Annotated in this window: 16 protein-coding genes; 3 read left to right on the top strand and 13 right to left on the bottom strand. The window is 68.5% G+C overall.

Annotation, left to right across the window (positions count from 1 at the left end; translation table 11 throughout):
• The first annotated feature begins 43 nt into the window (after positions 1–43).
• From BM052_RS01620 to BM052_RS01610, 3 genes are all read left to right on the top strand, one after another.
• On the top strand, positions 44–967 hold the full coding sequence (locus BM052_RS01620) for an HpcH/HpaI aldolase/citrate lyase family protein (protein ID WP_091143023.1): 924 nt from the start codon (positions 44–46) through the stop codon (positions 965–967).
• A 76-nt stretch (positions 968–1,043) separates the two neighbouring features.
• Positions 1,044–2,174: an aminotransferase class I/II-fold pyridoxal phosphate-dependent enzyme gene (locus BM052_RS01615; RefSeq protein WP_091142424.1), complete on the top strand. Its 1,131-nt coding sequence runs from the start codon at positions 1,044–1,046 to the stop codon at positions 2,172–2,174.
• Between the two features lie 266 nt (positions 2,175–2,440).
• Positions 2,441–2,890 (top strand): hypothetical protein, encoded by a 450-nt coding sequence (locus BM052_RS01610; RefSeq protein WP_091142422.1) that lies wholly within the window; start codon positions 2,441–2,443, stop codon positions 2,888–2,890.
• A gap of 139 nt (positions 2,891–3,029) precedes the next feature.
• Here the strand turns inward: BM052_RS01610 and BM052_RS01605 are convergent, their stop codons facing one another.
• The 13 genes from BM052_RS01605 to BM052_RS01545 form a co-directional block, all read right to left on the bottom strand.
• A complete protein-coding gene (locus BM052_RS01605; protein WP_091142420.1) occupies positions 3,030–3,632 on the bottom strand; it encodes a response regulator transcription factor in 603 nt (200 codons plus the stop codon).
• A 170-nt stretch (positions 3,633–3,802) separates the two neighbouring features.
• Complete coding sequence (locus BM052_RS01600; protein ID WP_091142417.1) at positions 3,803–4,174, bottom strand: flagellar protein FliS; 372 nt, start codon at positions 4,172–4,174, stop codon at positions 3,803–3,805.
• A gap of 1 nt (position 4,175) precedes the next feature.
• The gene (gene fliD / locus BM052_RS01595) at positions 4,176–5,618 is read right to left on the bottom strand and encodes a flagellar filament capping protein FliD (RefSeq protein WP_091142414.1); all 1,443 of its coding nucleotides are present in this window, start codon (positions 5,616–5,618) and stop codon (positions 4,176–4,178) included.
• 74 nt (positions 5,619–5,692) lie between these two features.
• Positions 5,693–6,829, bottom strand: coding sequence for an EscU/YscU/HrcU family type III secretion system export apparatus switch protein (locus BM052_RS01590; protein ID WP_091142413.1), 1,137 nt, complete (start codon positions 6,827–6,829; stop codon positions 5,693–5,695).
• Positions 6,826–7,608 (bottom strand): flagellar biosynthetic protein FliR, encoded by a 783-nt coding sequence (gene fliR / locus BM052_RS01585; RefSeq protein WP_091142410.1) that lies wholly within the window; start codon positions 7,606–7,608, stop codon positions 6,826–6,828. The genes BM052_RS01590 and fliR overlap by 4 nt, the downstream gene beginning before the upstream one ends.
• Complete coding sequence (locus BM052_RS01580; RefSeq protein WP_091142407.1) at positions 7,605–7,895, bottom strand: flagellar biosynthetic protein FliQ; 291 nt, start codon at positions 7,893–7,895, stop codon at positions 7,605–7,607. Before BM052_RS01580 ends, fliR begins: the two co-directional genes overlap by 4 nt.
• 82 nt (positions 7,896–7,977) lie before the next feature.
• Complete coding sequence (gene fliP / locus BM052_RS01575) at positions 7,978–8,778, bottom strand: flagellar type III secretion system pore protein FliP (protein ID WP_091142405.1); 801 nt, start codon at positions 8,776–8,778, stop codon at positions 7,978–7,980.
• The gene (locus tag BM052_RS01570; RefSeq protein ID WP_091142402.1) at positions 8,775–9,059 is read right to left on the bottom strand and encodes a flagellar biosynthetic protein FliO; all 285 of its coding nucleotides are present in this window, start codon (positions 9,057–9,059) and stop codon (positions 8,775–8,777) included. Before BM052_RS01570 ends, fliP begins: the two co-directional genes overlap by 4 nt.
• Positions 9,060–9,064: 5 nt before the next feature.
• Entirely contained in the window at positions 9,065–9,367 is a 303-nt protein-coding gene (fliN, locus tag BM052_RS01565; RefSeq protein WP_091142401.1) for a flagellar motor switch protein FliN, read from the bottom strand.
• 20 nt (positions 9,368–9,387) lie between these two features.
• Positions 9,388–10,272 (bottom strand): FliM/FliN family flagellar motor switch protein, encoded by an 885-nt coding sequence (locus tag BM052_RS01560; RefSeq protein WP_091143021.1) that lies wholly within the window; start codon positions 10,270–10,272, stop codon positions 9,388–9,390.
• 24 nt (positions 10,273–10,296) lie between these two features.
• Positions 10,297–10,881, bottom strand: coding sequence for a flagellar basal body-associated FliL family protein (fliL, locus tag BM052_RS01555; RefSeq protein ID WP_091142398.1), 585 nt, complete (start codon positions 10,879–10,881; stop codon positions 10,297–10,299).
• Between the two features lie 28 nt (positions 10,882–10,909).
• Entirely contained in the window at positions 10,910–12,388 is a 1,479-nt protein-coding gene (locus BM052_RS01550) for a hypothetical protein (RefSeq protein ID WP_091142396.1), read from the bottom strand.
• Between the two features lie 34 nt (positions 12,389–12,422).
• Entirely contained in the window at positions 12,423–12,848 is a 426-nt protein-coding gene (locus BM052_RS01545) for a hypothetical protein (protein ID WP_091142393.1), read from the bottom strand.
• Positions 12,849–13,098 lie beyond the last annotated feature (250 nt).

Here is a 13,098-nt window from a genome sequence, read left to right as displayed (position 1 = left end):
CGGCGCAGGCCTCGCGGCGGCCGATCGAGAGGACTATCCGTTCATGCCCTACCGCCACGAACCCGTTTCCGCCCGCTCCTGGCTGTTCGCGCCGGGGGACAGCGAGAAGAAGATGGCCAAGGCGATGGAAGGCGAGGCGGATATCGTCCTGATCGACCTCGAGGATGCCGTCGCGCCCGGCAACAAGGCCGCCGCCCGGACCATGGTGCGCGATTTCATCCAGGCCCGCCCGGAGCAGCGCCGCCGGCTCTGGGTGCGCGTCAATCCGTTCGACGGTTCCCACACCCTGGCCGATCTGGCCGCGATCATGCCGGCCAGCCCGGGCGGGATCATGCTGCCCAAGGTCCATGGGCGCGCCGATGTGGAGAAGCTGGATCACTGCCTGTCCGCGCTCGAGGTGGCCAACGGGATCGAGGAAGGTTCGACCCCGGTCATCGTGCTCATCACCGAAACCGCCGAGGCGATGTTCCGCACCGGCGACTACAAGGGCGCGCCGCGCGTCGTCGCGCTGACCTGGGGTGCGGAGGACCTGGCGGATGCGATCGGCGCGTCGTCGAACCTGAATGCCGACGGTTCCTATGCCTTCACTTACGAACTTGCGCGCAGCCTGACCCTTCTGGGCGCGGCCGCCGCCGGGGTCACGGCGATCGATACGATCAGCGCCGACTTCAAGGATCTCGATGCCCTGGCGATCCGGGCCGGGAGGGTGCGGCGTGATGGTTTTCGCGGGATGCTGGCGATTCATCCGGCGCAAGTGCCGGTCATCAACGCGGCTTTCACCCCCACGGCCGAGGAGGTGGCGGAAGCGCAGGAAATCGTTGACCTTTTTTCCGCCAACCCGGGCGCCGGCGCGATCGGCTGGAGGGGGGGCATGCTCGACCGGCCTTACCTCGCCCGTGCCGAGCGCCTGCTGCGGCAGGCCCGACCGACCCAACCGGGGTCCCACCGGGGTCCCACCGGGGTCTAAACGCGGTCTGGCGCGACACAGCCGGCATCCCAGCGACCCGCTTGTGCATCGCTCTACGCACGCCTAGCACGCGGGCATGGTTGCTCAAGTCGAACCCTTCCACGCGGTCGCCATCGGCCGGCTCGCCTATGCGCTGGCGGAGGCCGGGCAGGACGTGATCCACATGGAGTACGGCCAGCCTTCCACCGGGGCCCCGGCCGCGGCGATCGCCGCGGCGCATAAAGTGCTGGACAGCGATCCCGGCGGCTACTGGGAAAGTACCGCGCTGATGGAGCGCATCGCCCGCCACTATGGCGAGGCTTATGGCGTGGCGGTCGAAAGCGAGCAGGTGCTCCTCACTTGCGGCGCCTCGCCGGCCTTCGTGCTGGCGCTGTCCAGCCTGTTCGAGCCGGGCGCGCGGGTGGCGCTAGCGCGGCCCGGCTACGTCGCCTACCGCAATACGCTGCGGGCGCTCTACATCGAGCCGGTGGAGGTGCCCTGCGGCCCGGCCGAGCGCTACCAGATCACCGCCGCCGCGCTCGACGCGCTCGATCCCGTGCCCCAGGGCGTGATCGTCGCCAGCCCGGCCAATCCCACCGGCACGATCATCGCGCCGGGGGAACTGGCCGCCATCGCCGCGGTCTGCGCGCGCAAGGGCATCCGCGTGGTTTCGGACGAGATCTACCACGGCCTTTGCTATACCGAGGCCGCGCAATCGATCCTGCAGCATTCGGCCGACGCCCTGGTGGTGAACAGCTTCTCCAAGTACTACAGCATGGCCGGCTGGCGGCTGGGCTGGCTGTTGGTGCCGCCGGAGCTGGTGGCCACGGCGCGGGCGCGCATGACCAACCTGTTCCTGACGCCTTCGGTCCTGGCGCAGCATGCCGGCCTGGTCGCCTTCGACTGCCGCGAGGAGCTGGAAGGCCATGTGCGCGCCTATGCCCGCAACCGCGAGCTGCTGCTGGCCGCGCTGCCGCGCCTGGGCCTGGGGCGCATCGCGCCGCCGGACGGGGCGTTCTACATCTATGCCGACGTCGGCGACCTGACCAACGACAGCCTTTCCCTGTGCCGGCAACTGCTGCGCGAAACCGGCGTCGCCGCCGCGCCGGGGATCGACTTCGATCCGGTCGACGGCAACCGCTTCATCCGTTTCAGCTTCGCGGTTTCGACCCCGCTGGTGGAGCAGGCGATCGAACGGATGGTGCCCTGGTTCGCCGCGCGGCGGTGAGCCGCGCGTTCCCGCCGGGATAAAGCTGAACGGTGCCTTCACCACATCCGGTCAGCTTGCAGCAACCTGGTATGTGGTCTTATCCTCCGGGATCAGAGCATTTTGAAGTCGGGCGGTATCGCCCGACGACTCCCAAAATACTGAAAATAAACAACAAATGGAGCGGGATCTGCCTCAACCTGAGCGCATTCCGCTGTAGTGCGGATTGACAGTTGGAGCTGGTTCGGGACTGTGGCGCTCCCCCGACGCGGACAGGCGGCATCTTGATGACGGGCACCATGGACGACAAGGCTCCCAATCCCCAGGCATGGGCCGCGCGCCTGCGCGACTTCGTGCAGGATTGCGTGGCGAGCACGCCGTGCGAGGAATTGCAGCGCGTGCGCGAGGCCGCGCTGCTGTTTCAGCGCGACGGCGCCGGCGGCGTCGATCCCGTCGTGCTGGAAGCGATGCTGGCCTGCGGCGCGGCCGAAAGCGCGGTCCTGGCGTTGATCGGCCCGGAAGCGGTGTTCATGCTTTCGCGCGGGGGCAGCAGCACCTGCCTGGTGACGATGATCGTGACGGACGGCCCGGATGGTCCGGACGGCGTGGAGGAAGTGGCGGCGGAAGGCTCGACGCTGGCCCTGGCCCTGCTGGCCGCCTACGCGACGGGCCTGCTGACCGGGTTCGACCGCAATGGGCCCACCCCCTTCCAGCGCCCGACCTCGCGGCTGCACTGAGGGGTCGCGGGGCTGATACCAGGTTTCTTGAAGCGAGACTCATCTCCTCCCCCCGTCGCCCGCGAGGCGGCGACGCCGCCGAAGCAATCCAGGGCAGTACAAAACCGTCCTGGCCGGCACTCTGGATTGCCGCACCGCCTCAACCGACCAGCGCCGCCTCGATGGCGATGCGGATGGCGTCGGAGGTGTGGTTGGCGCCCAGCTTGTTCAGCATGTTGGCGCGGTGGATTTCGACCGTGCGCGGGCTGATCGAAAGCTTCTCGCCGATCAGGCGGTTGGACAGGCCGCTGGCGACGCCGCCCAGCACTTCGCGCTCGCGCCGGGTCAGGCGATCAACCCGGGCGCGGGCCATGACCTCGCGCAGCTTCGCGTTGCCCACGTTCTCGGCGCGCTCGATCGCGTGGGAGAGCGTCGTGGTCAGCTCGTCGGCGGTGATGGGCCATGCGATGTAGTCGATCGCGCCGTCCAGCACGGCCTGGACGATGCGCTGGGCGCCGGGGTCCTCGCTGAAGGCGATGATCGGGAACCATTCGCCGTAATGGGCCATGTTCTCGATCAGATCGTCGATCGCACCGGCCTGGTCATGGATCAGGATCACGCCCGAACGCGGCCAGGCGCCCGCAAGCTCCAGGATGTTCTCGAAGGGTTCGACGTGGATGCCGGCCGATGACAGCGCGTGGCTGATCGTCGCGCGCCGGCGGGTGTCGCTGTCGATGAGGATCAGATTCGAGATGCGCTCCATGGGCCTGCTCCCTGCGGTTTGTGCCTAGGGAGATATTCGCATCGGCCCGCGAACGCGCGCGCGACCTGCTCCGGAATCGACCGACTGCCGGGAATTGTAATGCCTAACGCGGTGGTAATCTTGTGCAAATCGTGCGCCGGAAAGGTCCACATCCGGCCCGATCGGCGGATTTATCCAGCCAGGAGCGCGCGGCCGATTTCGGCGAAGTCGTCCCGCAGTGTCTCGATCCGCTGCGAATCGAACGCCAACGCGCTGTCGAGGATGGTGCGGCGCGCGCCTTCATAAAGCTGGTTGAGCGCCGTGGCCACGCCGTGCTCGCTGGAAACGCCCATCTGCAGCGCGGTGACCGCGGTCAGCGCGCGCGTCATCGAACGGCTCTTGAGTCCATTGTCGCCGTTGCGGTTGGCATGGATCGCCGTGCCCAGCGCGCTGACGAGATGCTCGTAGCACAAGTGGACGAGTTCGGCCGGCTTGGCGCCGTTCACGCGGGCGTCGAAGTCGACGCGGCGATAGGCTTCATGGGGGGATTGCTGGACCAGCATGTCAACTGCTCGATTTGTTCCACTGGGCGATCTGGTTCTCGATCATGGTCAGCGTCGATTTCAGCACGCCGATCCTGCTTTCGGAAACGGTGAACTGCGACGCGAGCCGGGCGCGCAAGGCTTCCTGCTGGGTGGCGAGGTCGCTCTGGTCCTCGGTGACCTGCGTGAGCTGCTTGTTGTAACGCGTGATCGACCCACCCAGCGAATTGGAGTTGGTGGTGGAAATGGCGGCGCGGTAGATCTTGTCGTAACTTGCGTAGACGCCGTAGACGCCGTTGGTGAACATCGCCGCGACGCCTTCCGGGTCGGCCGCCAGCGTGGCCGAGAGGCGGCTGGTATCGAGCGTGAAGGTGCCGTCGCGCTGGGTCGAGAGGCCAAGGTCCGCCAGGGTCTTGGCGGCGCCTGTCGCGTTGGGCATGACCGTGGTCCCGGCCAGCCCCGCGAGCGCGCGTTTCAGCGAGCGGGCGCCGGCATCGTTGACGAGGTCGCCGCCGAGCGCCGTGGCGGTGTTGAGTTCGGTCATCAGTTCGTTGAGCGCGTCGGTGAAGTCCTGCATCGAGCTGGCGATGCTGTCGGACGGGTCGCTGAAGCTGACGGTGGTGGGCGTGCCTGAATTGGTGCCGGTAAGCTGGAGCTTCACCCCCGGGATGGCGTCGGTGATGGTGTTCGACGCCGATGTGTAGGAAAGCCCGTCGATCTCGAAGGTCGCGTCCTGCGCGGTGGCGAGCAGCGTCCCGGTGGAGGCGCCGGGGGACCAGGCGAGATTGGACAGGCTGGAATCGCCGGCCTCGATGATGAAGCCGTTGGTCGTGCCTTCCTGGCCCTTGAGGACGAGCTGCGCCCCGCTGGAGGTGGTGGCGACATAGGCGGTGATGCCGGCGCCGGAGGCGTTTATGGCGGTGGCGACATCGGCGAGGGTATCGCCGCTTTCGACGGTGATGTCGATCGACGACTGGCTGGTGTCCTCGGTGAAACTGCTGCCCGCCACCGTGCCGAAGCGCAAGGTGAGCGTACCGGCGCCGACGGTGCTGGTGGAGGAACCGTAGACGCTGCCGGCAAGCCGCTGGCCGTTGGCCACCTGGGTGACTTCGAGCGAATAGCTGCCGGTGGGCTGGCTGGAGCCCGAGAGCGTGGCGGTGGCCACCGAACTGTTGGCAACGCTGGGCGTGCGCGCGAGGCTGCCGGAGCGCACCAGCGTGCCCAGCGAGGTGTCGAGGCTGAGCAGCATCGACTTGATGTTGGACGCGGTCGAGACCTTGGTGGTGAGCGTTTCCGACTTGTCGGTGAGCCGCGCGGACCGGGCCTCGAACTGGGCGGTGGCCAGGTTGTTGGCCAGGGCCGCCATGTCGATGCCGCTGCCGCCGCCCAGCGCCGTCACGAGCGACGTGGTCTTCAGCGTCGAGCTGGCGGACGTGGTGCTGGTGGTTGAAGTGGTGGTGGCCATGGGTTCTAGGACGGCTTCCGGGAGGGGAGGTTAAGGGCGGATAGCGGGTTCTTGCGGGGTGCCCTGGCCGCGGTTCACACGCTGGCCGGGTCGAGCCGGCCGTCGGCATCGAAGCGCAGTGTGACCGGCACCGAGACTTGCGGCGCGGTCCGCTTCTCGCCGCGCTTGAGCGCGAGCACGAAAGCCAGGATCGCGGCGACGGCGGCGTAATGTTCCTCGCGGATCACCTGGCGTTCGCGGGTGGTGTAGAAGACCGACCGGGCGAGCGCCGGGTATTCGAGCACCGGCACCGCGTATTCGGCGGCGAGCTCGCGCATGGCCAGCGCCTTGTCGCCGCGCCCCTTGGCCAGCACGATCGGCGCGGAGGCCTTCCCTGGATCGTAGGCGAGGGCGATCGAGAAGTGTGTCGGGTTGGTGATGACGAACTGGGCCTCCTTCATTGCCGGGACCAGGCCGCCCATGGCGATCTTGCGCTGGCGGTCCTTGATCGCGGCCTTCTTCTCCGGCGCGCCTTCGGCATCCTTCTGTTCGTCGCGCACTTCCTGCAGCGTCATCTTCAGGCGGGTCAGGCGGCGGAACAGCTGCACCGGCAGATCGAACAGCGCGATCACGAAGAGGCCGGCGGCAAGCCAGAACAGCAGCAGGATCACCGCGTCCCAGGCCCAGGAAAGCTGGTCCAGCAGGTCTCCCTGGCCAAGCCGCGCGAAAGTGGCGATGCGGCCGTTCGCCCAGGTCCAGGCAATGGTGCCGAGCAGCGCCACCTTGGCGAGGCCCTTGCCGATCTCGATCCATCCGTTCGGCCCGAACATGCGCTTGAGCCCGGCAAGCGGATCGATCCGCGAACCCTTGGGCGCCAGGTTGCCGCCGATCCACCGCCCCTCGCCGAAGCCGAGCTGGGATACCAGCGAGGCAAGGATCACCGCCACGCCCAGCACCAGCACCGGCGGCAGGATGCCGATCAGCGCGGCGGTCAGCATCCGCCCGGGCGTGAAGTCGTCCAGGGTGGCGCGGTCCCAGGTGAAGCCGGCGCGCAGCGAGTCCGCAAGCAGGCCCAGCAGCCAGGGCCCGGCAATGAGGAGCCAGGCCGCGCCGATGGCGACGGAGGCGGCCGTCGCCAGCTCGCGCGAGCGGATGACGTCGCCCTTCTGGGCGGCGTCGCGTTTGCGCTTTTCGGTTGGCGCGAAGCTTTTCTCGCCGCCCTGCTCGCTCATTTGCGCATGATCTCCGATGTGGCGGTGATGGCGTCGGCGGAAAGCCGCACGACGAGGTCGGTAAGCACCGGCGCGGACAGCACCAGCGCGGCGATGCCGGCCATGACGCCGGCGGGCAGGCCGAGCGAGAACAAGTTGAGCGAGGGGGCCGAGCGGCTGAGCACGCCGGTCACGATCTGGACGATCAGCAGCACCAGGCTGACCGGCAGCGCGATGGTGACGGCGGTCACGAACATCTGCGTGGCGAAGCCGGCGACCGTGGCGAAGCGCTCGGCGCCAAGCCAGGTGTGGCCGGGCGGAAAGGCCCGGTAGCTGTCCACCACCAGCGCGAACCATTGCAGATGCGCGCCCAGCGCCAGGAAGATCAGCGTCAGCACCACCATGAAGTACTGGCCGAGCGCGGGCGACTGGGTGCCCGAGGTGGGATCGACCGCCATCGCCATGTTCAGGCCCATGCCGCCGCCGATGACTTCGGCGGCGACGACCGGCGCGGCGAACGAAAGCTGGAGCACGAAGCCCAGCGTCAGGCCCACCAGCACCTCGCCGGCGACGCTGAGCATGCCGGCAAGCGAGAACAGCGCCGCCGGGGCCTGGACGTCGGTCCAGGCGCAGATCATCACGGCGATCGCGCCGGCGCCGATCACCCGCAGCTGCGGCGGCACCGAAACGGTTCCGAACATCGGCGCCGCGACCAGGGCCGCGCCGATCCGGGTCATGACGAAGAGCAGCCGCCAGAACTCGGCCTCGAGCGGACCGAAGCCGAAGTCCAGGTTAATCACGGGGCGACCTGCTCGGCCTGGCCGGTGCTGGCGATCTGCGCGAAGATTTCCTGCGTGAAGTCGCCGATCAGCGTCATCATCGAACTGCCGAACAGCACCAGCACCAGCGCGACGACGGCCAGCTTGGGCACGAAAGTCAGGGTCTGTTCGTTGACCGAGGTCGCCGCCTGGACGACGCCCACGGCAAGGCCCACGGCCAGCGCGGCGATCAGCACCGGTGCGGCCACCAGCGCGGTCACCCACAGCATCTTGTCCGCCAGCGCGAGAAGGGTGGTGATGTCTTCCATGGTCAGGCTTTCGCTCCCCTCCCCGTCAGGGGCGGGGTCTCGCCGCGAGCGCCGCGTGCCGGTCCAGACACGTCCGCGTCCCTCATCCGAAGCTCGCCGCCAGCGAGCCCATCAGCAGGGCCCAACCATCGACCATCACGAACAGCAGCAGCTTGAAGGGCAGCGATACCACCATCGGGCTCATCATCATCATGCCCAGCGACATCAGGACCGAGGAGACCACCAGGTCGATCACCAGGAACGGCAGGAACAGCATGAAGCCGATCTGGAACGCGGTCTTGAGCTCGCTGGTGACGAAGGCGGGCAGCAGGATCGAGAAGGGCACCTCGGCAGCGCTGGCGAACTTGGGCGCCTTGGCCATGTCCGCGAACATCGTGAGGTCGCGCTCGCGGGTCTGGCGGATCATGAAGGCGTGGAATTCCTTGCCGGCATTGGCGATGGCCTGCTCGGCGTTGATCTGGTCGGCGGAGTAGGGCGCGATGGCGTTGGCGTTCACCTTCTCCAGCGTGGGCGCCATCACGAACAGCGAAAGGAACATCGCCAGCCCGATCAGCACCTGGTTGGGCGGCGATTGCTGCAGCCCCACCGCCTGGCGCAGGATCGCCAGCACCACCAGGATGCGGGTGAAGCTGGTCATCATCAGGATCAGGCTGGGCAGGATCGTCAGCAGCCCCATGATGAGGAGCAGCTGCAGCGAAAGGTTCATGCCGGGGCCCTCGGTCCCGCCCAGCGAGCCGAAGGCGCGGTCGAGCGCGCCGGGGATGGCGCTGGGAGCGGCCATTGCCTGGGCCTGAGCCTGGGTCTGGGCCTGGACCTGGGCGTAGGCCACCGCCGGGAGGAGCAGCGCCGGCGCCGCCGCGATCAGGGAGAGGAGGCGCTTCACCGGGGCAGGCCTTCCGCCTGGGGCCTTTCGCGCGCCGGGGCCTCGGCAAGGCGGGTGAGGCCCTGGCGCGACGACGAGACGAGGATCTCGCGGCCATGGAACTCGATCACCGCCAGCTTGAGCGTGGGCGAAAGCATGGTGGTTTCGACGATGCGGATCGATTTCGAGCCGGCGCCGATGCCGGCGCGGTCCTGCAGCTTCTTGGCCAGCTTCAGGCAGCCCCAGGCCAGGAGGCCGATCAGCGGCAGCAGGATGATGAGCTTGAGGATGTACCAGAGCATGGCGATCAGGCCTCGTCGCTGTCCGGCAGGGCAGCCGGGGCGGCCGCCGACGCGGAATCCTCGATGCCGACCATCTCGACGATGCGCAGCCCGAAGCGGCCATTGTGCGAGACGACCTCGCCCTTGGCGATCGGCTTGCCGTTGACCAGCACGTCGAGCAGTTCGTCGGTCATCCGGTCGAGCACGACGAGGCTTTCCGGCCCGAGCGAGAGGACCTCCTTCAGCTTCATCTGGGTGCGGCCGAGTTCGACGGAGAGGCGGACGTCGACATCGCGAAGGAAATCGAGGCCACGGGGATGAATGGTCATGGGATGGCTCTTTCCGTGTATCAGAATGCTTGAAGGATCTGGACCGCGACGCGATCCTCGACTTCGCCGATGGTGCCGGTGGCGATCGTGCGCCCTTCGACCTGGAGCGGCACCGAACGCGCCACCGCGACGGGCAGCACGTCGCCCGGCTTCAGCGACGAAAGGCGCGAGAAGCCGATCGTCATGTCGACCAGCACCGCGTTGACTGAAACCGGCATCGAGGCGAAGGGCTCGCTGGCGGGATCGGGCGCGGCCGGACGCGCGCGGCCCCGGACCGGATGGCGCGGCACCGCCATGACCGCGGCAAGCGTCGCCTGGGGAAAGGCGAGCGAGAGCGACCACGGGGTGACGCCCGGCTCTTCCACTTCGAGCGAGAGTTGCAGCAGTTCCTCGCGCTTGTCGAAGGGGTTGAGCTGGCGCAGGCTGGTGTCGCGGCGCAGCGTGCGGACCTTGTGCTGCTCGCCGAACACGGCGGTGAGCGCGTCGGCCACGGCTTCCTCGATGCGGGTGAGCAGCAGTTCGGCGGAGAGCGGGAAGGTATCGGGCAGGGGTTCGGGCACCACGCCGCGTCCGCCGAAGGCGCGATCGACCAGGCGCAGCACCGGCGCGGCCTCGAAAGTGGCGAGCAGCGGCAGGCGCTTGGGGCCGACCGTCATCAGCGTGTGCGCGGCCAGCGTTTCGATCTCGGCCTGGATCGAGCCGAGCGTGCAGTCCATCGGCATGCCGGTGCGCACCAGCGGCGGCTCACCGCCGGAGAAGCGGGACAGCCCGGCGGGCAGCGCGCGGGACAGCTTTTCGCCCAGCAGCGAGAGCGCCGGCACCAGCTCGTCGATGGTGGGGCCGGCGTTCAGCAGCTCGGAGCAGTGCTTTGCCCTGGTCCGCTGGCCGGAATGTGCGGTTCTCATCGTCATTGCCCGATCACTGCCCGATCACTGGATGATGAAGGTGCGGAAGTAGACGGCATCGACACCGCCGAAGCCTTCCTTCCCGATCAGAACCTGGTTGATCGCCGCCGTCATGCGCTTCTGCAGGCGTTCCTTGCCCGGGATCGTGTAGATCTCATCCTCGGGCGTGTCGGCCAGGATCTGGAGCAGCCTGGAGCGGATCGCCAGTTCGTGCTTTTTCAGCCACTGCAACACGCGGCCGTCGCGGCGGGTGGAGCAGGCGATGCTGGTCTGGATCAGCGCGTCGGAGTTCTTGAGGTTCGAGGTGAAATCGTCGGAGAAGGTGTAATAGACGGTGCGGTATTCGTCCCCGCCGTCCCCCTCGACTTCCAGCGCGCCATCGCCTTCGCCTTCCTTGGCCTTGGGCAGATAGGGATCTTCCTCGCCCTTGCGGATCAGCTGCGGGCCGGTTTCCTTCTTCTCCTCGCCATGGCCGCCGCCGATCACGCCAGCCATGACGAGGCCGAAGACCCCGCCGCCACCGAGCACGAGCATGGCCGCGGCAACCAGGATCAATCCCAGCTTGCCCTTGCCCTTGGTCTTTTCGCCCTTGGCAGGTTTCTCACTCATTCAAAAATTCCCCCTGGTATTCGAAAGATCAGGCGTAGATGCCGGCGCGCCGGGTGCCGTCCCGGGTCTGGCGGGGCGCGGACGCCTCTTGGTCTTGCGGGCGGGATGCCGCTGCCTGCTCGCGGTTCGTCGATTGTCCGGCCTGGTCGGCGCGGGTCTGCTGGTTCTGGTTCTGGCCGGTTCCGGCGCCGGTGCCGCTGGCGGCGGCCTGCTGCTGGGCCGAAGCCGGACTGTAATGCTGCGGTTGCTGCTGCGCTGGGCTGTCGCCGTTGCCGTTGGCACCGTTCGCCAGCGCGGCGCTGGCGGCGGCCTGCACCGCGCCCGCGAAGCCCGGATCGCTGTTTGCCATGGTGACGGAAAGGGCGCTGCCCTCATGCCGGAATTGCAGCGAGATCTGGCCGAACTCGGCATGGGCGATGGCGGTGCGTACCAGGTGCGGGCTCGCCGTCTCGCGGGCTTCGGCGCGGGCTTCGGCAAGGCGCGCGACGAGCGTGGCGAAGTCCTGCGGTGCTTCGGCCGGCTGCGCGGCGGATGCGGCCCCGGCGGCGGTGGGCACGGAGGTGGTGGAAGCCTGGGCCTGGGAAGCCGCGGCCTGCGAAGCCTGGGCCTGGCCGGGGTCGGCCATCGGCGAGAGCGCGCTGTCGCTGGCGGCAACGGGCTGCGCGGTTGGCACGGCGGACCCGGCGCTGGCGGCGGGGGCGGCAAGCGAAGCGCGGGGATCGAGCGCGCGGGCGCCGCGCTGACGATCTGTCTCGGACCGGGTCTGCGAGGTGCCGTTCGCCGAAACCGCGATGGGCGCGGCCGTCGCGGCCTCGTCGCCCGCCGATGCGCGCAGGGCCAGCTGCGCGGCGGTCGCGGCCGGCCGGTCGCCGGTTGCCGGCGCCGTTCCTTCGGCGACGATCTCGATCGGGGCCAGCGTGATGGCGGGATCGTTCGCGGTTCCATTGCCATGCGGCGCGGCGGGCATGCCGATGGCGGCGACGTTTGCGCTCGCGGCGCCAACCGCGCTGGCGGCCGCTTGAGCGAGTGCCGGCGCGCCGGTGTTCGCGGTGGAAACGGGGCCCGCTGCCCGGGACTGGGTAATGGTGACGGGACTGGTCCCGGGCAGCGGTGGGACGGGAAGCGACAGGATGCCGGCAAGCGTCAGCGATACGTCGGCAGGGGTCGCTTCCACGGGAGCGGAATCGGTTTCGGTTTCGGTCTCGGTCCTGCCGGACAGGTCCTTGGCCGTATCCGGCAGAATCTTGCCGCCCGCCTTGCCGTCGATGTTGCCGTCGATCTTGCCGCCCATCTTGCCGAGGGCATTGCCGGCCGCGCGCGGCAGCAGTGCGGCCAGCGCGGCGCCGGCTTCGACAGCTGGCTCGGCAGGCATCGTGTCGGGGCTGTCGGTATCCCCCAGAATCGCGGAAAAGCTGCCCATTCCCACCGCCTTCGCGGCACCCGGGGAAGCATTGCCGATGACCTGCGAGAGGCCGGCGGCAAGCGTGGGGGCAGTGGATTGGATCATGCGACAGGGGTCCTCGTCGTGGCGACGCCGGACTCTATTCAAGACCCGTGCCAGATGTCTTTCTGCCGCTCAGGATGGGCTGGTGCGCGGCCTTGGCGATCAGGCGCGCCTGAAGCGCGGCGCGTTCCTCGATGGCGGCGCGGCGGCGCTCGGCCTCGGCGAGCTGCTGCTGCTTGGCATCGGCGATCGACTGCGCGCGCAGGGCGTCGCCGTCGGTGGTGCGGCTGAGCGCCTGCAAGCCGCTGACGAAGCTGCCCAGCTGGTGCAGCGCGGCGCCGTCCGCGGCTTCGCGGCGGTTGGCATAGTCGGAGGCGAGCCGCCGCGTGCGATCGGAGAGGGTGCGCAACTGCGAAAGCGTGCTTTCCGCCCGCGCCGCTTCCGCAGCGGCGGTCTGCTTGGCGATGTCGCGGATTTTTTCCAGCCGGTGGAGCCGGGCGAGCCGCTTGCGCTCTTCCTTCATATCCCCGGCCTCGCGGAGGGGCGGGGGGGCGGAGACGCGGAGAATTTGAGTTTCGCGCAAAGGCGCAAAGGCGCGAAGGGGTCGCGCTGCGCCGCAGGCGCTTTTATACCGACCAAACGTTGTGCCTGAAGCGGGCGGATGTCTGGAAAACGGCTTCGCCGCAAGCACGGTCCCTTCGCGCCTTTGCGCCTTTGCGCGAAATCCTTTTCTGTTCCGCGCGCCCGCGCCGCCGCGTGAAACTTCGAAGGAA

The sequence above is a fragment of the Novosphingobium sp. CF614 genome (assembly GCF_900113255.1).
Classification (GTDB): domain Bacteria; phylum Pseudomonadota; class Alphaproteobacteria; order Sphingomonadales; family Sphingomonadaceae; genus Novosphingobium.
Note: the sequence above shows the minus strand (reverse complement) of the source record. Positions and strands in the feature narration are given on the sequence as shown.